Source organism: Mycolicibacterium obuense (assembly GCF_055397605.1).
The window spans coordinates 1,524,873-1,547,443 of record NZ_AP043663.1 but is presented as its reverse complement, the minus strand read 5'-3'; the positions used below and the strand labels follow the sequence as shown (position 1 = coordinate 1,547,443).

Annotated in this window: 19 protein-coding genes; 5 read left to right on the top strand and 14 right to left on the bottom strand. The window is 68.3% G+C overall.

The window, feature by feature from the left end; all coding sequences use genetic code 11:
- Nucleotides 1–9 precede the first annotated feature (9 nt).
- The 3 genes from aroA to ACZ50N_RS07430 all read left to right on the top strand — a co-directional run bounded on the left by aroA (nt 10) and on the right by ACZ50N_RS07430 (nt 3,194).
- Nucleotides 10–1,308 carry a 3-phosphoshikimate 1-carboxyvinyltransferase gene (gene aroA / locus ACZ50N_RS07440; RefSeq protein WP_464475038.1) on the top strand — a complete coding sequence of 433 codons (1,299 nt, stop codon included), beginning with the start codon at nt 10–12 and terminating at the stop codon, nt 1,306–1,308.
- The gene (gene rsgA, locus ACZ50N_RS07435; protein WP_046364825.1) at nt 1,305–2,285 is read left to right on the top strand and encodes a ribosome small subunit-dependent GTPase A; all 981 of its coding nucleotides are present in this window, start codon (nt 1,305–1,307) and stop codon (nt 2,283–2,285) included. Before aroA ends, rsgA begins: the two co-directional genes overlap by 4 nt.
- 63 nt (nt 2,286–2,348) lie before the next feature.
- Nucleotides 2,349–3,194 (top strand): aldo/keto reductase, encoded by an 846-nt coding sequence (locus ACZ50N_RS07430; protein WP_046364826.1) that lies wholly within the window; start codon nt 2,349–2,351, stop codon nt 3,192–3,194.
- Between the two features lie 82 nt (nt 3,195–3,276).
- On the opposite strand, the gene ACZ50N_RS07425 is transcribed toward ACZ50N_RS07430, so the two are convergent.
- The 5 genes from ACZ50N_RS07425 to ACZ50N_RS07405 form a co-directional block, all read right to left on the bottom strand.
- Complete coding sequence (locus ACZ50N_RS07425) at nt 3,277–4,521, bottom strand: fatty acid desaturase family protein (protein WP_464475037.1); 1,245 nt, start codon at nt 4,519–4,521, stop codon at nt 3,277–3,279.
- 72 nt (nt 4,522–4,593) lie between these two features.
- The gene (locus ACZ50N_RS07420; protein WP_073685149.1) at nt 4,594–5,733 is read right to left on the bottom strand and encodes a ferredoxin reductase; all 1,140 of its coding nucleotides are present in this window, start codon (nt 5,731–5,733) and stop codon (nt 4,594–4,596) included.
- A gap of 68 nt (nt 5,734–5,801) precedes the next feature.
- Entirely contained in the window at nt 5,802–6,299 is a 498-nt protein-coding gene (locus ACZ50N_RS07415) for a DUF6912 family protein (protein ID WP_046364828.1), read from the bottom strand.
- A 28-nt stretch (nt 6,300–6,327) separates the two neighbouring features.
- On the bottom strand, nt 6,328–8,094 hold the full coding sequence (locus ACZ50N_RS07410) for a BCCT family transporter (RefSeq protein ID WP_464475036.1): 1,767 nt from the start codon (nt 8,092–8,094) through the stop codon (nt 6,328–6,330).
- Between the two features lie 49 nt (nt 8,095–8,143).
- Nucleotides 8,144–9,553 (bottom strand): WS/DGAT/MGAT family O-acyltransferase, encoded by a 1,410-nt coding sequence (locus ACZ50N_RS07405; RefSeq protein ID WP_046364829.1) that lies wholly within the window; start codon nt 9,551–9,553, stop codon nt 8,144–8,146.
- 165 nt (nt 9,554–9,718) lie between these two features.
- On the opposite strand from ACZ50N_RS07405, the gene ACZ50N_RS07400 reads away from it, so the two are divergent.
- Nucleotides 9,719–10,201, top strand: coding sequence for an Rv3235 family protein (locus ACZ50N_RS07400; protein ID WP_046364830.1), 483 nt, complete (start codon nt 9,719–9,721; stop codon nt 10,199–10,201).
- A 72-nt stretch (nt 10,202–10,273) separates the two neighbouring features.
- On the opposite strand, the gene secA is transcribed toward ACZ50N_RS07400, so the two are convergent.
- The 9 genes from secA to ACZ50N_RS07355 all read right to left on the bottom strand — a co-directional run bounded on the left by secA (nt 10,274) and on the right by ACZ50N_RS07355 (nt 21,106).
- Nucleotides 10,274–13,096, bottom strand: a complete 2,823-nt coding sequence (secA, locus tag ACZ50N_RS07395; protein ID WP_464475035.1) for a preprotein translocase subunit SecA — start codon at nt 13,094–13,096, stop codon at nt 10,274–10,276.
- A 113-nt stretch (nt 13,097–13,209) separates the two neighbouring features.
- On the bottom strand, nt 13,210–13,893 hold the full coding sequence (gene hpf, locus ACZ50N_RS07390; protein ID WP_046366667.1) for a ribosome hibernation-promoting factor, HPF/YfiA family: 684 nt from the start codon (nt 13,891–13,893) through the stop codon (nt 13,210–13,212).
- A gap of 286 nt (nt 13,894–14,179) precedes the next feature.
- Entirely contained in the window at nt 14,180–14,818 is a 639-nt protein-coding gene (locus tag ACZ50N_RS07385; RefSeq protein ID WP_464475034.1) for a ComF family protein, read from the bottom strand.
- A gap of 196 nt (nt 14,819–15,014) precedes the next feature.
- Nucleotides 15,015–15,467 (bottom strand): QcrA and Rieske domain-containing protein, encoded by a 453-nt coding sequence (locus tag ACZ50N_RS07380; protein WP_048422238.1) that lies wholly within the window; start codon nt 15,465–15,467, stop codon nt 15,015–15,017.
- A gap of 25 nt (nt 15,468–15,492) precedes the next feature.
- A complete protein-coding gene (gene lpqB / locus ACZ50N_RS07375) occupies nt 15,493–17,229 on the bottom strand; it encodes an MtrAB system accessory lipoprotein LpqB (protein ID WP_048422341.1) in 1,737 nt (578 codons plus the stop codon).
- 32 nt (nt 17,230–17,261) lie between these two features.
- The gene (mtrB, locus tag ACZ50N_RS07370; protein WP_046366729.1) at nt 17,262–18,914 is read right to left on the bottom strand and encodes an MtrAB system histidine kinase MtrB; all 1,653 of its coding nucleotides are present in this window, start codon (nt 18,912–18,914) and stop codon (nt 17,262–17,264) included.
- 55 nt (nt 18,915–18,969) lie between these two features.
- A complete protein-coding gene (gene mtrA, locus ACZ50N_RS07365) occupies nt 18,970–19,656 on the bottom strand; it encodes a two-component system response regulator MtrA (protein ID WP_040540373.1) in 687 nt (228 codons plus the stop codon).
- A gap of 67 nt (nt 19,657–19,723) precedes the next feature.
- Nucleotides 19,724–20,395, bottom strand: coding sequence for a hypothetical protein (locus ACZ50N_RS07360; RefSeq protein WP_046366728.1), 672 nt, complete (start codon nt 20,393–20,395; stop codon nt 19,724–19,726).
- Between the two features lie 72 nt (nt 20,396–20,467).
- The gene (locus ACZ50N_RS07355) at nt 20,468–21,106 is read right to left on the bottom strand and encodes a dTMP kinase (RefSeq protein ID WP_046366727.1); all 639 of its coding nucleotides are present in this window, start codon (nt 21,104–21,106) and stop codon (nt 20,468–20,470) included.
- Nucleotides 21,107–21,201: 95 nt separating this feature from the next.
- Between ACZ50N_RS07355 and ACZ50N_RS07350 the strand changes: the two genes are divergently transcribed.
- Entirely contained in the window at nt 21,202–22,500 is a 1,299-nt protein-coding gene (locus tag ACZ50N_RS07350; protein ID WP_464475033.1) for an alpha/beta hydrolase fold domain-containing protein, read from the top strand.
- Nucleotides 22,501–22,571: the final 71 nt, after the last annotated feature.

Here is a 22,571-nt window from a genome sequence, read left to right as displayed (position 1 = left end):
AATGGACCTGTGAGCAACTGGCCGGCCCCGTCGACGTCGACCCCTGTCCATGCCACCGTGACGGTTCCCGGCTCGAAGTCGCAGACCAACCGGGCGCTGGTGCTCGCGGCGCTGGCCGACGGCTCATCGACAATGTCCGGGGCGTTGCGCAGCCGCGACACCGACCTGATGATCGCCGCGCTGCAAGCACTCGGGCTCCAGGTGGACACGTCGCCGACCGACGAGACCACGCTGACGATCAGCGGCGGACTTACGCCGCAGCCCGGCACCCGCATCGACTGCGGGCTGGCCGGCACCGTGTTGCGGTTCCTGCCGCCGGTCGCGGCGCTGAGCTCTGAATCGGTGACCTTCGACGGCGACGTGCAGGCGCGTGCCCGGCCGATCGCACCGCTGCTGGACGGGTTGCGCGCGCTCGGCGTCGGCATCGACGGCACCGGGCTGCCGTTCGAGGTGCGCGGCGCCGGGAACGTGCGCGGCGGCACCGTCGAGATCGACGCGTCGGGCTCGTCGCAGTTCGTCTCCGGGCTACTGCTCTCGGGCGCCGCGTTCGACGAGGGCCTGACGATCGTGCACACCGGCGCCGAGGTGCCGTCCGCACCGCACATCGCGATGACCGTCGCGATGCTGCGGGAGGCCGGCGTCACCGTCGACGACACCACCCCCGACAGGTGGAAGGTGTCGCCGGGACCGATCGCGGCGCGTGACTGGGCGATCGAGCCGGACCTGTCGAACTCGGTGCCGTTCCTGGCCGCCGCGGTCGTCACCGGCGGCAGCGTCCGCGTCACCGGTTGGCCCGATGTCAGCGTCCAACCGGCTCAGACGATTCTGTCGCTGCTGAAGAGCTTCGGCGCGGTCGTCCGTCGCGGCGACTCCTACCTCGAGGTGCAGGGCACCGCCACCTTCGACGGCGTCGACGTCGACCTGCGCGCGGTCGGTGAGCTGGCGCCCTCGGTGGCGGCGATGGCCGCTCTGGCCACCCCCGGATCGGTGAGCCATCTGCGCGGCATCGCGCACTTGCGGGGGCACGAGACGGACCGGTTGGCGGCGCTGCGCACCGAGATCAACCGGATCGGCGGACAGTGCGAGGAGACCGAGGACGGGCTGACGATCACCGCAACGGTGATGCACGAGGGCGTGTGGCACTCGTATGCCGATCACCGGATGGCGACGGCCGGCGCGATCGTCGGGCTGCGGGTGCCCGGTGTCGAGGTGGAGAACATCGGCACCACCGCCAAGACGCTTCCGGATTTTCCGCAGCTGTGGGCCGACATGTTGGCCGGCCAGACCGACACCACGGCCGGCCTTTGAGCCGACGCGAGTACGACGAGTCCGACGTCCGGGTGCGGCCCGGTCGCGGCTCTCGACCGCGAACGAAGACCCGTCCCGAGCACGCCGACGCCCGGTCGGGCATGGTCGTCACCGTCGACCGCGGCCGATGGGGCTGTGTGCTCGACGGTGACCCCGCGCACCACGTGACCGCGATGCGGGCCCGCGAGCTGGGCCGCACCCCGATCGTCGTCGGTGACGAGGTCGACATCGTCGGCGATCTGTCGGGTCGGGCGGACACACTGGCGCGCATCGTGCGTCGGGCCGAGCGCCGAACGGTGTTGCGCCGCACAGCCGACGACACGGATCCGACGGAGCGGGTGGTGGTCGCCAACGCGGATCAGCTGTTGATCGTGGTGGCGCTGGCGGATCCGCCGCCGCGCACGGGGCTCGTCGAACGTGCGCTGATCGCGGCATTCGTCGGAGGCCTGACGCCGATCCTGTGTCTGACCAAGACCGACCTCGCTGAGCCCGAGCCGTTCGCCGCGCAATTCGCGGGGCTGGACCTGACGATCGCGACGGCGGGCCGGGCCGATCCTCTGGAGTCGGTCCAGGCATTGCTGGCCGACAAAGTCACGGTGCTGCTGGGCCATTCCGGGGTGGGCAAGTCGACACTGGTGAATCGGCTTGTGCCCGAGGCGGATCGGGCCACGGGTGCCGTGACCGACATCGGTCGCGGGCGGCACACGTCCACGCAGTCGATCGCGTTGCCGCTGGCCGCCGGCGGATGGGTGATCGACACGCCGGGAATCCGCTCGTTCGGCCTGGCCCACATCGCACCCGACGACGTGGTGATGGCGTTCTCGGATCTCGCCGATGCGATCGAGGACTGCCCTCGCGGCTGCGGGCACATGGGGCCGCCGGCCGATCCTGAGTGTGCGCTGGACGGCCTCGAGGGTCCGGCGGCTGACCGGGTCGCGGCGGCCCGCCGCCTCCTCGCGGTCCTCCGCGAGGCCTGACCCGCGCACGGGGTTTGCCGCGGTCCTCCCGCGGATACGCTGCCCGCGAAGGAGGAATGCACAGTGACTCAGGTACCAACCATCAAGCTCAACAGCGGCGCGCAGATTCCCCAGCTGGGGTTCGGCGTCTACCAGATCCCGCCGGAGGACACCGCGGATGCGGTGAAGACCGCGCTGGACATCGGTTACCGCCACATCGACACCGCGGAGATGTACCAGAACGAGAAGGGCGTCGGCGAGGGCATCCGCAACGCCGGCATCGACCGCAGCGAGGTGTTCGTCACCAGCAAGCTGAACAACGGGTTCCACAAGCCCGACGACGCGCGCCGGGCGTTCGACAAGACGCTGTCCGAACTCGGCTTCGACTATGTGGATCTGTTCCTGATCCATTGGCCGCTGCCGACGCTCTACGACGGTGACTATGTCTCGACGTGGAAGACGTTGGAGGAGTTCGCCAAAGACGGCCGTGCGCGCAGCGTGGGCGTCTCCAATTTTCAGGTCGAGCATCTCGAGCGGTTGGCGGCCGAGACGGGTACCGTTCCGGCGGTCAATCAGATCGAGGTGCACCCGTACTTCACCAACGAGCGGGTGCGTGCCTACGGCACCGAGCACGGCATCGCGACCGAGGCGTGGTCACCGATCGCGCAGGGCAAGGTGCTCGACGATCCCGTGATCACCCGCATCGCCGAGCAGGCCGGCAAGACTCCGGCTCAGGTGGTGCTGCGGTGGCACATCCAGCGGGGCGACATCGTGTTCCCGAAGTCGGTGACCGAGCAGCGCATCAAGGACAACTTCGCGCTGTTCGACTTCGAGTTGGGCACCGATGATCTGGATGCGATCTCGGCGCTGGACAAGGGTGAGGACGGCCGCACCGGCCCGAACCCGGACACGTTCGACTACATCCCTTAAGTCCCGCTGACCCTGCGAACAGACACAAACTCGAGCTGCGCCGCGGCGTATCAGCTCGAGTTTGTGTCTGTTCAGGAAACGATCAGGCGGCCAGCCGCTCCGCCACAGCAGCCTTGCGGGCACGCCGGCGCGCACGCACTGCCGCGATGGACGACTTCAGACCGCGCCGCTCGCCGGGTTCCAGTTCGGCGAACATCCGCTCGCTGCGCGTCTCGGGCGCATCGTCGGCGGTGTCGGTCAGGAATCGATCCGGCAGAGACAGTTTCGCAATGGTGCGCCACGACTTGCCGTACTGCACCAGGAACGAGCCCGTGGTGTAGGGCAGGTCGTACTTGTCGCAGATCTCGCGCACCCGAATCGACATCTCGTAGTACCGATTGCTCGGCAGATCCGGGAACAGGTGGTGCTCGATCTGGTGGCATAGGTTGCCGCTCATGAAGCGCAGCACCGGGCCGTTGTCGAAGTTCGCGCTGCCGAGCATCTGACGCAGATACCACTCACCGCGGGTCTCGCCGACCATGTCGGTCTTGGTGAATTTCTCTGCGCCGTCCGGGAAGTGGCCGCAGAAGATCACAGCGTTGGCCCACACATTGCGAATGACGTTGGCCACCGCGTTGGCCTTCAGCGTGGACGTGAACGATGCCCCGGGCGACAGCGCGGTCAACGCGGGCCACAGCGCGTAATCCTTGGCGACCTGATGGCCGGCCTTGACGCCGAACTCCTTGATGCGCGTCATCGTGGCCCTGCGATCATCGCGGCCCTTGAAGATCTTGCCGAGCTCGAGATGCTGCAGCCCGACGCCCCACTCGAAAGCGACGCACAGCAGGGTGTTGAAGAACAGGTTGCCGAGGTTCATCGGCGTCCAGCGCTGGTCGCGGGTGACGCGAATGACGCCGTAGCCCACGTCGTCGTCCATCCCGAGGATGTTCGTGTACTTGTGGTGCATGAAGTTGTGAGTGAAGCGCCAGTGCTTGGAGGCGCCGCTCATGTCCCACTCCCACGACGAGGAGTGGATCTCGGGATCGTTCATCCAATCCCATTGGCCGTGCATGACGTTGTGGCCGATCTCCATGTTCTCGACGATCTTTGCCACGCCCAACGTCGTCGCGCCGGCCCACCAGTACGCGCGCTTGGAGCTGCCGGCCAGCAGCAGGCGGCCGGCGACCTCCAGCCCACGTTGGAAGGCGATGGTGCGGCGGATGTAGCGCGCATCGCGCGCGCCGCGGGAGTCTTCGATGTCCTGCCGGATCGCGTCGAGTTCACGCGTCAGGCCTTCGATGTCCGCATCCGTCAGATGAGCGAACTCCGGTACGTCGGTGATTGCCATGGGTTCCATCCCTCCTCTCGCATACCTACGCTAGCGTAACCTACGAAGCCGTAGGTTACTAGCGGGTAAAGGTCACACGTCCAGTGTGCAGTCTCCCGACGCGGCCGAGACGCAGGTCTGCACTCGGCTGCCGGGCTCGTGCTCGACGCCCGTCCTCAAATCCTTCACATGCCCGTCGAGCAGCCCCACGACACACGACTGGCAGATGCCCATCCGGCATCCGAACGGCATCTGGATGCCCGCTGCCTCGCCGGCGTCCATCAGCGAGGTCGCACCGTCGACGACGACCTCTTTGTCGGCGCGGGCGAACGTGACCGTTCCCCCGCTGCCGTGCCCGCCACGCGTGACCGCGAAGCGCTCGAGATGCAGGTTGTCAGCGATGCCTGCGGCGGCCCAGGTGCGCTCGGCCGACTCGAGCATCGCTTCGGGCCCGCAGGCCCAGGTCTGCCGGTCCCGCCAGTCGGGCACGACCTCGTCGAGACGGGCGAGATCCAGCCGGCCCTGGCTGCGGGTGCTCCGCAGCACGAGGTGGTAGTCCTGGTGACGGTAGGCCATCGCCGACAGCTCTTCGGCGAACATCACGTCGGATTCGGTCGGTGCGGAGTGCACGTGCACCACGTTACCGAGTTGGCCGCGCCGGCTCAGGGTGCGCAACATCGCGATCACGGGGGTGATGCCCGAGCCCGCCGTCAGGAAGAGCACCGACGCCGGAGCAGGGTCCGGCATGACGAAATTGCCTTGCGGCGCAGCCAGTCTCACGATGGTGCCGGGCTCGACGCCGCCGACGAGGTGGCTGGACAGGAACCCCTCGGGCATCGCCTTGACCGTGATGGTGATGGTCCGCGAACCCTTGCTGGTGACGGGGCTGCTGGTCAGGGAGTAGGACCGCCACCGCCAGCGACCGTCAACCAGCAGCCCGATGCCGATGTACTGGCCGGCCTGGTAGTCGAACGAGAAACCCCACCCCGGCTTGATGACGAGCGTGGCCGAGTCGACGGTCTCGCGCCGCACCTCGAGCACGCGGCCGCGCAACTCCCGCGCCGACCAGAGCGGGTTGGCCAGCTTCAGGTAGTCGTCGGGCAGCAGGGGTGTGGTGATGCGGCCCGCAACGGTCCGCAGAAAGTGGAGGCCGGGCCGTTCGTCTGCCCCGGCGACGGACGGCCGCACCGTGTCGGCGACCTTGGCCGTCTTCTTGATCGTTGTCTTGGCCATGGGAGCTCCTGCCGAATCGCTGTTGCTCAACCTACGGTACCGTAACTTACGGGACCGTAGCCAGTCTTTCACAGCAGCTCGAGCAGGAAGGGCAGCTCCTGCGCCGCGTACCAGGCCAGGTCGTGGTCTTGCGCGTCCCCGACCGTCAGCTCGGCGTCCTCATCCCCCAGGTCCGCCTCGTCGACGGCGTCGACAGCCGCCGTCACCGCGGTCTCTGCGGCGGCGTTGTCGACATACGCCGCGATCACCTTCGTGAGGTCGATGTCACCGGCCACCCGCACCACGGCATCGTCGAGGTCGGGGCGCAGCGTCACATCGTCGGCATCGACTTCGAGCACCGCCCGCCGACTCGGCAACGTGGTCTCCCCCTCGTCGCCGAGCAACCGCAGTGACGCCAGCGCGGCGTCACGCAGCGCGACGTCGGCCAGCTCCTCCTCGTCCCCCTCCGCGTAGGCCTCCCGAAGCGTCGGTGTCACCGCGAAGGCGGTGCCGTTGACGGGACGGAGGGTTCCGTCGGCCACCAGCCGCTGCAGCATGGTCAGGGTCGCGGGAACGAAGACGCGCACTCCGCCGAGCCTAGTGGCCGCACCGGGCTCAGGCGCCCGACGAGGCCCCTGGTGAATCTGCGTCGGCGGCGCAGTTGGGGTCCCTCTGCACCGGGATGATGAAGTCGTCGCCGTGCTGGGTCACCCCGGCCACCACCGCGCTGTCGACGACGTCGGCGGCGTATGCGCGCCGCAGGATCTTCGGGTCCCGGCGCAGGTCCTTCAGCAGGGCCACCGCCATCGCGACCATCACGAGCAGGAACGGCAGAGCCGCGATGATCGTGATCGTCTGTAGGCCATTGAGCGCGTCCTCGCCACCCACCAGCAGCATCACCGCCGCCACCGCACCGGTGGCCACGCCCCAGAAGATGACGGTGCCCCGGCTGGGATGGATGGTGCCCTTCTGCGACAGCGAGCCCATCACGATCGACGCGGCGTCGGCGCCCGAGACGAAGAAGATGGCGACCAGGATCATCACCACGATGCTGGCGATGATCGCGATCGGATACTGGTCCAGCAGCGTGAACAGCTGCTCTTCGACGCCGCCCTCCCCTGCGAGGTCAGTTCCGTTCTGCTGCACGTTGATTGCCGCACCGCCGAAGATCGCGAACCACACCAGCGACACCACGCTGGGCACCACCAGCACACCGGCCACGAACTGACGGATGGTGCGGCCGCGGGAGATCCGCGCGATGAACATGCCGACGAACGGCGTCCACGACACCCACCAGGCCCAGTAGAAGATCGTCCACGACTGCAGCCAGGTGTCCACCGCGCTGCCCTCGGCGCCGGTGCGCGCCGACATCATGTTGAGGTCTGCGAAGTAGCTCCCCAGCGAGGTCGGCAGCAGGTTGAGGATGAAAACCGTTGGGCCGACCACGAAGACGAACACGGCGAGAAGAATGGCCAGCACCATGTTGATGTTCGACAGCCACTGGATGCCACGCGACACCCCCGACACCGCCGACAGCACGAAGCAGACCGTGAGCACGGTGATGATGACGATGAGAATCGCGTTGCCGGTCTCACCGATCCCGGCGACGATCTGCAGGCCGCTGCGAATCTGCAAGGCGCCCAACCCCAGTGACGCGGCCGAGCCGAACAGCGTGGCGAAGATCGCCAGCATGTCGATGACCTTGCCCCACGACCCGTTGGCCCGTGATCCGAGCAGCGGCTCGAATGCCGAACTGATCAGCTGCAACCGGCCCTTGCGGTACACGCCGTAGGCGATGGCCAGCCCGACGACGGCGTAGATCGCCCACGGGTGCAGCGTCCAGTGGAACAGCGTGGTGGCCAATGCGTGCTGCACGGCTTCGGGATTGCCCTCGGCACCGGTTCCGGGCGGCGGGGTGACGAAGTGCGTCAGCGGTTCGGCGACGCCGAAGAACATCAGCCCGATGCCCATGCCGGCGCTGAACATCATCGCCACCCAGGAGATGCCGTTGAACTCCGGCGGCTCGTCGTCGCGGCCCAGCGGGATGGTGCCGTAGCGCCCCAGCGCGAGATAGAGCACGAAGACGACGAACCCGGTGCTGGTGAGCACGAAGAGCCAGCCCGTCTTGTCCATCACCCACGTCAGTGCGCTCGAGGACGCACTGGCCAGGGTGTCGGTGCTGACGAAGCCCCAGGACAGGAACGCCATGGCGATGACGGCGGTGACGCCGAAGACCACCCAGTTGATGCCGCGGGAGCGGGTGATGTGCTCTTCTTCGACGGGTACGTCGAGCACCGGATGGGCGACGGGAATCGGACCGGTGTCGGTCGACTCTTTGCCGCCCGCGATACCCGTGGTCAGTTCGTCTTCAGAAGTCGACATTCACATCATTCGACTCCGACTGGCAGCAGTCGTCAAATCCCCGAGCCGGCTATCGGGCCGCTTCCACCAGTTCGTCGAGCGCCTCACGCATCAGATCGGGCAGCATCTCGACGTCGCTCATGGCGTCCCGGTCGGCATTGATGCCGAAGTAGATGGTGCCGTTGTAGGACGTGACACCGATGGCGAGCGCCTGGTTGTGCAGCAACGGCGGCACCGCGTACGTCTCGAGCAGCTTGGTCCCGGCGATGTACATCTGCGCCTGCGCGCCGGGCGCGTTGGTGATCAACAGGTTGAACTGGCGGGCCGAGAAACTCGTCGCGACGCGAATGCCCATCGCGTGCAGGGTCGGCGGCGCGAAGCCCGACAGCGTGATGATGCTGCGCGCGTCGACCAGGGACCCCGCGGTGGGCGTCGATTCGGTGGCGTGCGCGATCTGGGACAGTCGCACGACGGCGTTGCCTTCGCCGACGGGCAGGTCGATCAGGAAGGGCGCCACCTCGCCGATGGCCTGGCCGGGGCTCGACGAATCGGTGTCGGTGTCGGGGTAGACCGACATCGGGGCCATGGCGCGCATCGTGGTGGTCGCGGTGACGGGCTCCCCGCGGGACAGCAGCCAGTTGCGTAGCGCTCCGGCGACGACGGCGAGCACGACGTCGTTGATGTCGCAGTCGTAGCGGGCCCGCACCATCCGGAACTCGTCGAGGTCGGCGGAGGCCACCGAGAATCGCCGGTTGCGCGACACCCTGGTGTTCAGTGGGCTGCTGGGCGCGGTTCCGCGGGCGACGATGCGGGCGGCGTCGGCGGCCCGCCGGCCGAGCTCGACGAGCTGGCCGGTGTTGGTGACCGCCTCGGTGAGCGCCGAGCGCACCGCGGCCGCCTGCTGGGTGGGCCGGGCGATCCACTCGCCGAGCGCCCCCATCAACAGCTGGCGGTCCGACGGCTCGCGCGCGGGAATCCAGATGTCCTCGGCGAACTCCGGCGGCTTCTGCGTGCGGTCGGCGATCACGTGCCCGATCTCGAGCGCCGTCATGCCGTTGACCAGCGCTTGGTGCGACTTCGTGTAGATGGCGAGGCGGTTCTTGGACAGGCCCTCGACCAGGTACATCTCCCACAGCGGGCGGGACTTGTCGAGGGGACGGGAGCCCAGTCGAGCGATCAGCTCGTGCAGCTGGGCGTCGCTGCCCGGGGACGGCAGCGCCGAACGCCGGATGTGATAGGTGATGTCGAAGTCGCGGTCGTCGAGCCACACGGGGCGGGCCAACCCGTAGCCGACCTCGCGGACCTTCTGCCGATACCGCGGGATCTGCGGCAGGCGCTGTTCGACGGTGGCCAGCAGCGTCTCGTAACTCAGCCCGTTACGCGGTTTCCGCACGATCTGCAGGGACCCGACGTACATCGGTGTGGCGGAGTTCTCCAGCCGGAAGAACGACGCATCGGACGACGACAACCTGGTCACCATTGCCGCGTCGCCCCCTCACTGTGCATTCGAGACGCCTCACGGTAGCGGCACCGGCGCCGTGCGCGCATAACGGGTGCATCGAGGGGTCGGCGGGGCGTGTCATCATCGACAGGTCTGCCACTCTCCAGCGGACGCGACCGTCCCGCCGACCGCTGGAGAACCGTGATGACCGCTCCTACCGCCCTCTGGGTCACCTCGCCGGTGATCGACTGCGAACCCGCCCCTGCGCCGATCGGTCAGCCGTGCCCCACACCGTCGGGTCCGGCCCTGCACCGAGCGCGTGAGCATGCTCGCCCGCACCGGCCCGCGCTGCGCGAGGCTCCGCCGCCGAGGGCGGCCGTGACGTTCGCCGAGGCCGCGTTGCTCCAGATCATCGAGGTGATCGACCGGCGCCGGCCCGTCGCACAGCTTCGGCCGTTGATGCCGCCGGCACTGATCGACCGGGTGCTCGTCCGGGCCCGCGCTCCCCGCACGGGCAGCGCGACGCTGCACCGGGTCCGGGTGCGCGCAGTGCACACCGGTGCCGACGAGCCGACAGCGGCCGAAGTGTTCGCTTCGTTCAGCCGATCCGGCCGGGTGCACGCGATCGCGGCGCGCATCGAGCGCCACGGCGAGGCGTGGCGGATGGTCGCGCTCCAGATCGGCTAGTCGGACGACGATCAAGCGGCGAGGCACGAGCCGCGTTGAGGAGTCCGACCAGATCGGCTAGTCGGACGACGATCAGCGACGGCGGGCGTGCTTTCCGGACTTCTGGGCGCGGGCGGCCTCCCGGCGTTCGCGACGCGTGGTGCCGCCGCCGGGCTTAATGGTGCCCCCGCCACCGCCGGTTCGCTTGACCTCCGCCGAGCCGTCTTCCGACGGTCCGGTGTAGACCAGCGGCGGCTGCCCGTTGTCGTCGATCCCCTTGGCGCGCAATGGGTTCGGCCGCTCCTTGGTGGCCACCGCACCTTGCGCGCCCTGCCCCTGCGCAGCTGCTGCGGCGGCGGCGAAGTCGGCCAGCCCGGGCGGCGCCGCCACCGGCGCGACGGCCGGCTGCGGGGCGGCCTCGACCTGCACGTTGAACAGGAAGCCGACCGACTCCTCCTTCATGCCGTCGAGCATGCCGATGAACATGTCGAAGCCCTCGCGCGCGTACTCGACCTCCGGTCGCTGCTGGGCCAGTCCGCGCAGGCCGATGCCCTCGCGCAGGTAGTCCATCTCGTAGAGGTGCTCACGCCACTTGCGGTCGAGCACGTTGAGCAGCACGTTGCGTTCCAGCTGGCGCATCGCTCCCTCACCGGCGAGCGACTCGATCTCGGCTTCGCGCGCGGCGTAGGCGCGTTCGGCGTCTTCGAGCAGGGCGTCGAGCAGTTCCTTGCGGGTCAGCTCACCGGGTTCGCCCACGGCGTCGGAGTCGATCAGATCGTTGTGGTCGATGCCGACGGGGTAGAGCTGGCGCAGGCTTTCCCACAGCTTCTCCAGGTCCCAGTCCTCCGAGTAGCCCTCGGCGGTGGCACCGTCGACGTAGGCGGTGATGACGTCGACGAGCATGGTGTGGGCCTGCTCGGCGAGGTTCTCGCCTTCGAGGATGCGGCGGCGCTCGGCATAGATGACCTTGCGCTGCTGGTTCATCACCTCGTCGTACTTGAGGACTTCCTTGCGGATGTCGAAGTTCTGCTGCTCGACCTGCGTCTGTGCGCTCTTGATCGCGCGGGAGACCATCTTGGCCTCGATCGGCACGTCGTCGGGCAGGTTCAGCCGGGTCAGCAGCGTCTCGAGCGTGGCGCCGTTGAACCGGCGCATCAGCTCGTCGGCCAGCGACAGGTAGAAGCGGGATTCGCCGGGATCGCCCTGGCGGCCGGAGCGGCCACGCAGCTGGTTGTCGATGCGGCGGGACTCGTGACGCTCGGTACCCAGCACGTACAGGCCGCCCGCGGCGACGACATCCTTGGCTTCGGAGGACACCTGCGCCTTGACCGCCGGCAGCTCCTCGTGCCAGGCCGCTTCGTACTCGTCGGGGGTCTCGATGGGATCGAGGCCGCGCTGGCGCAGCTGCCGGTCCAGCAGGTAGTCGACGTTGCCGCCGAGCACGATGTCGGTACCGCGGCCGGCCATGTTGGTGGCCACGGTGACCGCGCCGACGCGGCCCGCCTCGGCGATGATGCCGGCTTCCTGCTCGTGGTACTTGGCGTTGAGCACGTTGTGCGGAATGCGGCGCTTCTCGAACTGGCGGGCCAGGAACTCCGAGCGCTCCACGCTCGTCGTACCGATCAGTACTGGCTGGCCCTTCTCATAGCGCTCGGTGACGTCGTCGACGACCGCGATGAACTTGGCTTCCTCGGTCTTGTAGATCAGGTCCGACTGATCGGCGCGGATCATCGGCTTGTTCGTCGGGATCGGCACCACGCCGAGCTTGTAGATCTCGTGCAGTTCGGCGGCCTCGGTCTCGGCGGTGCCGGTCATGCCCGCGAGCTTGTCGTACATGCGGAAGTAGTTCTGCAGCGTGACGGTCGCGACGGTCTGGTTCTCCGCCTTGATCTCCACCTGCTCCTTGGCCTCGATGGCCTGGTGCAGACCCTCGTTGTAGCGCCGGCCCACCAGCATGCGGCCGGTGAACTCGTCGACGATGAGGACCTCGCCGTTGCGGACGATGTAGTGCTTGTCGCGCTCGAAGAGCTCCTTGGCCTTGAGCGCGTTGTTGAGGTAGCTGACCAGCGGTGAGTTGGCTGCTTCGTAGAGGTTCTCGATGCCGAGCTGGTCTTCGACGAACGCGACGCCGGCCTCGTGCACGCCGACGGTGCGCTTCTTGAGGTCGACCTCGTAGTGGGTGTCCTTCTCCATCAGCGGGGCCAGCCGCGCGAACTCGCTGTACCAGTTCGAGGAGCCGTCGACCGGGCCCGAGATGATCAGCGGGGTGCGGGCCTCGTCGATGAGGATCGAGTCGACCTCGTCGACGATCGCGTAGTTGAAGCCGCGCTGCACGCAGTCTTCGAGCCGCAGCGCCATGTTGTCGCGCAGGTAGTCGAACCCGAACTCGACGTTGGTGCCGTAGGTGATGTCGGCGGCGTAGGCGGTGCGACGCTCGTCGGGCGTGAGCTGGGACAGGATGACGCCCACGTCGAGTCCGAGGAAGCGATGCACGCGGCCCATCTGCTCGGCGTCGCGCTTGGCCAGGTAGTCGTTGACCGTGACGATGTGGACGCCCTTGCCGGTCAGCGCGTTGAGGTAGGCCGGCAGTACAGCGGTGAGGGTCTTGCCCTCACCGGTCTTCATCTCGGCCACGTTGCCGAAGTGCAGGGCGGCGCCGCCCATCACCTGGACGTCGAAGTGGCGCTGGTTGAGCACCCGCCACGCGGCTTCGCGCGCCACGGCGAACGCCTCGGGCAGCAGGTCGTCGAGATCTTCACCGTCGGCCAGGCGGGCCTTGAAGGCGGCGGTCTTGGCGCGGAGCTCGGCGTCGGAAAGCTTCTCGACGTCGTCGGACAGGGTGTTGACGTAGTCAGCCACCCCCTTGAGGCGCTTGACCATGCGGCCTTCGCCGAGACGGAGCAACTTCGAGAGCACGCTGTATAACCTCTTGCGTCGATGGATGCGTCACGCGTTGGACGTCCCCATCGTACGGGTCGGAACCGGCGCGCCCGGCAACCGGCGACGGTGCTCGAGCGCGCCGGACCAGCTCAGGCCAGCCGGATCAACCCGTAGTCGTAGGCGTGGCGTCGGTACACGACGCAGGGCCGGTCGCTCTCTTTGTCGTGGAAGAGGAAGAAATCGTGGCCGACCAGCTCCATCTCGTAGAGCGCGTCGTCGACCGTCATCGGGGTGGCCGGGTGTTCCTTGGTGCGCACGATCCGGCCGGGTTCGTGGTCGTCGAGCGTGTCGGCGGGCGCGGCGGTCGTCTCCGTCGGCCGGGCGAACGCGGCGTCCAGACGCTCGAGCGCGGTGGCTTCGTGCAGCGACTCCGGCCGCTTGTCGCCGTAGTGGATCTTGCGGCGGTCCTTGCTCTTACGTAGCCGGGCTTCGAGTTTGCTCGCCGCGGATTCGAACGCAGCGTAGAAGCTGTCGGCGCAGGCCTCGCCGCGGACCACGGGACCGCGACCCTTCGCCGTGATTTCCACGTGCTGGCAGTTCTTGCGTTGACGTCGGTTCTTCTCGTGATCGAGTTCGACGTCGAAGAGGTAGATGGTGCGGTCGAATCGTTCCAGGCGTGACAACTTCTCGGCGACGTAGGCGCGGAAGTGGTCGGGGACCTCCACGTTGCGACCGGTCACCACCACCTCGGCGCCCGAGGTCTCCTCGGACACTCCCGTCGCATCGGGGTCCATCACCATCGTGTTGTCGGAGTCCATGGAATTTACTGACATGCTTGGCAACTCGACTCTCTTTCGCGGGTGCACGTCTCGCGTGCCTGCTGATAGAAAAATCGCGCCGACGAGGCATGTCTGATTGGCGCCACTCGCCGGTGCAAGGTGTCGACTACTCACCTCCTACCGCTGGCGCGATATCGGCGTCTCTGGTCTGAGCGCCGCCGTGAGCTGTTCACGGATGGTTGGTTCCGAAGGTAGTCGCTGTTCATGTGTTCGTGCCACTGATTCGACCGACCTGTTTTCAGTTCTTCACGGCAGATTGATGTTCGGGTAACGCGATTGGTCAGGCGTGCGCGAGCGCGAGGACGGCGGCTACGGCCACTCCCCGTGTTTGCAGGACTCGGACCGATTCCGTGGCGGTGGCCCCGGTGGTGACGATGTCGTCGACCACGACGACGTCGCTCGATATCGCGGTGACACCGCGGGTGAGTCGGATGCGCCCGGCGATGTTGCGCTGGCGGGCGGCACTGGACAGTCCGACGGAGTCGCGGGTGAACGGAGCCAGCCGCAGCGACGGTGCGACGGCGACGCCGGGTAGACCGCGGGCGGCGTGCGTGGCGAGGCGGGTGACGGGATCGCCGCCCCGGCGACGCGCGGAGGTGCGCCGGGTGGGGGCCGGGACCAGGGTCAGCGGGGTGTCGAGCAGACCCCAGGTCAGCAGCTGACCGAGAGCGGTGCGCAGCGCGTCGCCCAGGGGGCCGAGGAGGTCGGTGCGGCCGCGCTCCTTGGCCGCGACGAGGGCGTGGCGGCGGGCGCCGGCGTAGCGGCCCAGCGAGAACACCGGCACGCCGGGGTCCAGGCGTGGCGTGACGAGGTGGGGCTCGTCGTGCCGCACGGCAAGTTCCTGCGCGCAGGACACGCACCACGCGGTCGCGGGGGCGCTGCAGCCGCCGCACTGTAGCGGCAGGACGAGATCGAGCACGCCGTCACTATGGCCGCCCCCACCGACAGCCCCGTCCCCTTTACCGCGGAATATCGTTCCGGGTCGTGATCAGCGGCATGTCACAGCCGTGGCTTCTCACTGGCGGGCGGAGAATTGGTGCGCAGACCCCTACGCCCAGACCGGTAACTTCGGCTGGGAGACCGGTGGGCCTGCGGGAGAGGCAGGCCCCACCGGTCTATCCCTGAACGATCGAATCCCCTTGCACCCGAACGCTGATCGGCTCGAGCGGCTTCTTGGCCGGACCGTCGACGACGGCGCCGTCGAGGCTGAACTTGCTGCCGTGGCAGGGGCAGTCGATGGTGCCGTCGGCGATCTTGTTGACCAGGCATCCCGAATGCGTGCACACCGCCGAGAAGGCTTTGAAGTCGCCTGCGGTCGGCTGCGTGACCACCGTCTTGCCGACGATCACGCCGGAGCCCACCGGGACGTCGGCGGTCTTCGTCAGCGCCTCGCCGGTGCCTGCCGACCCGGACGACGCCGACCCGGATGACTCCGCAGACCCGGACGACGACGATGTGCCGGACTCCGACGAGGACCCGGACGAGCACGCCGCCAGCGCAACCGCGGCCACCCCCACTCCAGCGCCCGTGAGGACCGCTTTGCGCGTCACTTCAGCATTGATGTCCATTGCCAACCCTTTCGTTGCACGTCTGTCAGCCCGGCAGCACCGGCAGTGCCCCCGCTGTCATGAGCGGACGAACTTCGGCCCAGGTGGGATCGCCTTCGGCGCCCGAACCGGACAGCTGCAGCACGCCGCGCTGGTCGGCGACGTAGACCACCGACGGGTTGGCGGCCACTGTGGTGACGGGCATCAGCAGGTTTCGGCTGGGCCCGTCGGAGTTCACCCCGTCGAGGTTGACGTAGGACACGGGGTGTTGCGGGTCGGTGCGGCTGACCACGATGTCGTCGCCGGTGCGCCAGCCGAGTGACACCACGGTGTCGCCGAGGCCGTAGCCCAGCCGGCGCGGATAGGTCAGCGCGTATCCGCCGCCAGGGGTCTGCTCGACGCTCGCGAGGATCACGTGCCGGTCGATCACCATCGCCGCGCGGGTGCCGTCCCGCGAGAGCTGCAATTCGGTGATGACGCCGGGGAATCGGCCGGACACCAGCGTGGCGTCGACGGGGATGCGGGCGGGTTGTCCGGAGGCGTCCTGGAAGACGCGGACGACGTTGATGCCGTCGACGACGACCCAGACGGCGTCGTCGAGTGCCCAGCTGGGGCGGGTCAGGTTGCGCCCGTCCATCGCCTGACTTGCGTTGCCGCCCAACGGCCCGACCCACAGCGACGACGCCATGTCGGGTGCGCCGGGGCGCAACGTCACGATCGAGGCGACTTCCTGCCCGCCGCGGGACAGCGACGCCGCGGTCTGACCGGGCAGGGACCCGAAGGAGCCGGGCACCCGCGGAGCCCGCTGGCCGTCGAGCGACACCAACGAACCGCCGATGAGCGCGTGCAGGCCGGCCGCCGCACCGTCGGCGGCGCCGGGATCGGTGGCGGCGACGTCGCCGGTGTCCCACCCTTCGGCGAATCGGTCGTCGAGCGCTGCTCCGTCGGCGTTGATCACGTACGGCCCGTTGACCCCGGCCCGCGACAGCGTCCAGATGATCTGTGCCGCAAGCAGTTGCCTGCTGTGTGGGTCGGTGGTGGAGAGGCTGTCGAGATCGATGCGCGCCCCTCCGTAGCCGCGTCCGACGCCTGTCTTGCCGCCGTCGGCGCGGGTCACCGGTCCTCGTAGCCGCAGTGGCGCGCCGAGCAGATTGCGGACCGTCTTGTCCATCTCCGGCCGCGGTCCCGCGATCAGCTTGCTCACCAATTCCGTTGCCAGCTGGTCGGAATCGGAGACCGCGACGTAGCGCGGGTCGGGTACCACGGTCTTGCCGGTCGGATCGGCGAAGTACAGGGTGCTGCGCTTGTAGGTGGCCTGGAATTGTTGCCAGTCGAGGAACACGCCGTTGGGGAGCCGGTCGATGCGCCAGCCGCCGGGGGTCTTGACGAGTTCGATCGGGCCGGGGTCGGGCAGGGCACCTTCACCGGTCTCGAACACGCCCATGTCGGACAGCGAACCCAGGATGTCGGCGCGCATGTTGACCGAAACCCGCTCCGGCGTTCGGGTTTCGACGAACACGACGTTGTCGATCAGGAGCGCGCTACCGGCGTCGTCCCATCCACTGGACGCCGATTCGGTGAGGAACTGCCGGGCCGCGAGGTGCCGGCTGGCGGGATCGGCTGTGGCCTTGAGGAATTCGCGCAGCAGCACGTCGGGGTCCATGCCGGGGGTGGGCTTGGGCAGGCTCGGCGGGGCGGGTCGGTCGACGGTGCCGATCGCCTGGGGTGACGACGAACTCGGCACCCCGGCACAGCCGGCCAGGAGAAGGACGGGCACCAGCATGAGCACTGTCAGCAGCGCCGCGAGCCCGCGCGTCACACGCTCTCCCCGGCGGGTTCGCGTCGGCGGGTCGGCACACCGGCCGGTTCCCCGATCGGCTTGACGGGCAGCGGACTGCTGGTGACCTTGTGTCCGCGTACCAGCGGCAGCGTGAGCCGAAAGCAGGCACCCTTGCCGGGCTCTCCCCACGCCTCCAGCCGGCCCTGGTGCAGGCGCGCGTCCTCGATGCTGATCGCCAGCCCGAGGCCGGTGCCGCCGGATCGGCGCACCCGTGACGGGTCGGCCCGCCAGAACCGGCTGAACACCAGCTTCTCCTCGCCGGGTCGTAGACCGACGCCGTAGTCGCGGACGGTGACCGCGACCGTGTCGGCGTCGGCGGCCATCCGGATGCGTACGGGTTTGCGTTCGGCGTGGTCGATCGCGTTGGCGATCAGGTTGCGCAGGATGCGCTCGACGCGGCGCGGGTCGACTTCGGCGATGATCTCGTCGCCGGGCAGGTCGACCATCATGTCGACGGACGCTTCCTCGGCGAGATGCCCGACGTTGTCGAGCGCGCTGCGCACGATCGAACGCAGGTCGACGGCTTCGACGGCGAGTTCGGCGACACCGGCGTCGTGGCGGGAGATCTCGAGCAGATCGTTGAGCAGCGATTCGAACCGGTCCAGCTCGTTGACCATCAGCTCGGTGGAGCGGCGTAGCGCAGGGTCCAGCTCTTCAGCGTGGTCGTGGATGAGGTCGGCGGCCATCCGCACGGTCGTCAGCGGGGTGCGCAGCTCGTGGCTGACGTCAGAGGTGAAGCGTCGCTGCAGGTTTCCGAACTCTTCGAGCTGGGTGATCTGCCGCTGCAGACTCTCGGCCATGTCGTTGAATGACACGGCCAGTCGTGCCATGTCGTCTTCGCCGCGTACCGGCATGCGTTCACTCAGGTGGCCTTCGGCGAACCGCTCGGCGATGCGCGACGCCGAGCGCACCGGCAACACGATCTGGCGGGCCACCAGCAGCGCGATCGCGGCGAGCAGGCCCAGCAGCACCACACCGCCGGTGGCCATGGTGCCACGCACCAGAGCGATGGTGGATTGCTCGTTTCTCAGCGGAAAGATCAGGTAGAGCTCGAGATTGGTGACCGCAGACGTCGACGACGACGTCGGACTGCCGATCACCAGGGCCGGGCCGGAGAAGCCGTCGGTGCGCACAGTGGAGTACTGATAGCTGACCTGGCCGGCTTTGACGAAGTCGCGCAACGAGTTCGGGATCTGGTCGATGGGCCCGGCGGCCGTCGCTGCGCGTGGGCCGTCACCCGGGACGATCAGCACGGCGTCGAAGGCGCCGGCCAATCCTGCTCCGGCGTCGGCCTTGCGATCGATCAGAGTGTTGCGGGCCAGCTGCAGGCTGCTGTCGAGCGACCGGGTCTCCTCGCCGCCGACGATGCCGCTGACGGTGGTGCGCGCGCGCTCGATCTCCTCGGTCGCGGCTCCGACCTTGACTTCGAGGATGCGGTCGGTGATCTGGCTGGTGAGCACGAACCCGAGGACCATGATGACTGTCAGCGACAGCCCGAGCGTCAGCGTGACGACACGCAACTGTAGGGAGCGGCGCCATGCCGAGCTCACAGCCCGGCCCAGCACACCCAGGCCGCGGATCAGCGGGGCTGACCGCCGGTGGATGCGCCGCCTCGAACCGAAGATCATGGGCGGCGCATCACGGCCGGGGTATCACGTCGCCTCAACCAGGCGGACCGTCCGATCACGGAGGTCCGGCCTTGTATCCCACTCCTCGAACGGTCAGCACCACCTGCGGGTTCTCCGGGTCCTTCTCGACCTTGGCCCGCAGCCGCTGCACATGCACGTTCACCAAACGGGTGTCGGCGGGGTGGCGGTAACCCCACACCTGTTCGAGCAGCACATCACGAGTAAACACCTGGCGAGGTTTGCGTGCCAGCGCCACCAACAGGTCGAACTCCAGCGGGGTCAGCGAGATCTGCTCGCCCTGCCGGGTGACCTTGTGCGCGGGCACGTCGATGTCGACGTCGGCGATCGAGAGCATCTCCGCCGGCTCGTCCTCGTTGCGCCGCAGCCGGGCGCGCACGCGGGCCACCAGTTCCTTGGGCTTGAACGGCTTCATCACGTAGTCGTCGGCGCCGGATTCGAGCCCGAGCACCACGTCGACGGTGTCGGTCTTGGCGGTCAGCATCACGATCGGCACGCCGGAGTCGGCGCGCAGCACCCGGCAGACGTCGATGCCGTTCATGCCGGGCAGCATCAGGTCGAGCAGCACCAGGTCGGGCCGCAGCTCCCGGACGGCGGTGAGCGCCTGGGTGCCGTCCCCGATGACGGCGGTGTCGAAACCCTCGCCGCGCAGCACGATGGTGAGCATCTCAGCCAGCGAAGGGTCGTCGTCGACGACCAGGATCCTTTGCCTCATGGTGTCCATGGTGTCACCACAACGCGATAAACCCCGGTTACCACACGGGCGTTTCGCGCCTCAACCGGGCCGAAGGTCAGGCGCAGGCGGCGATGACGTCCCGCTGCTGGCTGATCGACTGCAGAACCTCGTAGCCGATCTGGCGTGCGCTGGCCATCACGGGGTTGCGTTCCAGTCCCGTCGCGGCCGGGTCACCCTGCACGACGCGTCCCAGCGACGGACTTCCGGCCAGTGCTGCCAGGGCCGCGGTGGCCTCGTCGTCGGCGTCGGGGCCTGCGGCGAGCGCGAGAACCAGATGCTTGCGGGAAAACTCGGCGCCGTCAGCATCTTTGACGACGGGGTTGGTCCACCAGTGCTCGAACGGGATGCGGGAGCCGCGGTCGATGTGTTTGCCGTCGCGGGTGCGGATCGGCGCCGGCGGATACATTCCGAGCTTCGGCACGAACTCGCCGCAGCGCTGCGATCCGGTGCGGATCTTCATCAGCGTCAGGCACGCCGCCGAGGACGCGGTCTTGGGGTTGACCACACCGGCGGTGTCGACCCACGTCATCAGCGGCCGCACACCCCACTCGTCGATCAGGGCTCGTGACGAGGCGGTGCCGTGGACCAGGCGGCCGATGTGGCGGGCCACTTCGCGGCCTTCGAGCATGCGCCCCTGGTCGAAGCGTTCCCCCGCGGTCTTGAGCTCGGTCACGAGTTCGTCGATGCGCGCCATCGTGTCGGCCTGAATTCGAGTGCGAACGACCATTGATCCCCCTTGACGTGTGCCGCTGCGCGGCTCCCCGATCGGAGCGTACGTCGAACGCGGGGTTTCGTCTCGCTAACCGGGTTCGCCGAGCAACCCTTCGGCGAGCGCTGCGGCGTCGACGTCGGGTGGCACCACGGCCCAGGGGCCACCCCAGGAGGCCGCGGCGAGTTCGGCGTAGACGGCGCTCGTGCGTCGCTGTAGCCCGTCGTCGCGTTCGTAGGCGTCGCGGGTGCGGTCGGCGTCAGCGGCTTCCCGGCTGGCCGCGCGGGCGGCGGCCAGTTCGGTCGGCACGTCGAGCAGGACCTGAACGTGCGGCGTCGGCAGCTGCAGCCGGCCGTACTCCAGGTCGTGCACCCAGGCGACCATGTCACCGTCGAAACCCTGGTGCAGCCGCGCTGCGCTGTAGGCGGCGTTGGAGGCGACGTAACGGTCCAGGATCACCACGGAGTGCGTGGAGGTGAGCTCGTCGATCCGCGCGCGTGCGCCGGCCCGGTCCATGGCGAACAGCACGGCCATCGCGTAGACGGAGTCGGCGAGGTCGCCGTGGCGGCCGTGCAGCGCTTCGGCGGCCAGGTCGGCGGGCACCGACTCTCCGTAGCGAGGGAACGCCAGGTTTGCCACCGAGTGGCCGTTGGCTTCGAAAGCTGCCCGCAACCCGTTGGTCAGGGTCCGTTTCCCCGCGCCGTCGACACCTTCTATGACGATGAGCACGAGGTGAGCGTAATCCAGTGCGGCACCGGGACCCGAGGTGATAGGTATGCACGATGCGGGGTCAGAGCAATGTCGCAACGGTAGCTGGATGCGCCGTGGCAGCGGGGGTCGGCGCGGCGGCGCTGCTGGGGTTGGGCTGCGGTGTGGCAGCCGCCGACGACGGCGGGACCACTGCCGCGACCAGCCACAGCCAGGTCCGGGCGGCCAAGGCAGAGAAGGCCGACAGGACCGACTCCCCGCGGCTGCGCACCCGGCTGGCCGAGCGCACGCGCGAACGCGCCTCGGGCACCGACGCGGGCACGGACACGAGCACCGAGCGGAAACGTCTCGTCGCGCCGTTGAAGCGGGTCGCCGTCGAGCCGACGGACAGCGACGAGCCGACGGCCCCGGCCCTGACCGCGCCGCTGCTGCCGTTGAGCAGTGCCACCCGGCGTGAGCGCATCCGCGACATCACCGATGGGCCGCAGACTGTCGTCACCGGTCCCCCGTCGCTGCAGGATCGGTTCATCCTGCGGACGCTGCAGAAGCTGCGCGCCGAGGATTCCCCCATTTTCGTCGGGGACGGCGGCAGTGTGACCTACACCAGTCCGCCCAAGTGGGTGAGCGGTGGGGTCGCGGTCACCGAAAGTACCTACAGCGGCATGAAAGTCGTGACGATCACCCCGAAGCGCAAGCCCACGGACGAGTACGTGCTGGCGTTGCACGGCGGCGGGTTCGTCGCCGAGGCGAACATCATCAACTGGGCCGACTACACGGCGATGGCCCGCCAGACGGGCGCGACGGTGGTGGTGCCGATCTATCCGCTGGCCCCGCCGATAGGCAACGCCACAGTCGAGGGTCTGGTGCCGCCGATGGCGGACTACGTGTCGCTGATGATCGCCGAGCACGGCGCCGAGAACGTGTCTCTGTATGGCGATTCCGCGGGCGGCACGTACGCGATGCTGGTGGCCCAGGAGCTGGTGCGCCGCTGCCGGGCCGACGCGGCCTGCGATCCCGACGAGGATCAGCCGTCCCGGATGGTGCTGATCTCCCCGGTGCTGCATCTGACGCTGTCCGGGCCGATCGTCGATGACATCAACGATCCGATCATCCCGCCCCGGACGGCACCGGCACCCGGCGGCGATCTGAATCCCGATGACCCGCACTTCAATCCGATCATGGTCGACGATCTGACCGGGTTGCCGCCGACGGCGATCTACGTCGGGACCGTGGAGCGGCCCTACCCCGGTGACCTGATGTTCCGCGACAAGCTGCTCGCGCAGGACCCCGATGCGAACTTCACGGTGGTGATCGGCGACGGGCAGATGCACGATTGGGCGCTCGGCGGAATTTTCGTCAATTCCCAGTCCCGCAAGTGGCGTTCGACGATCTACCAGCAGCTGGGCCTGGTCTAGCGGCAGCGACGACGGTGGCGTTCACACAGCGGACACTTCTGCGTCGCCTTCCGCTGCTAGGCCTTGATGTC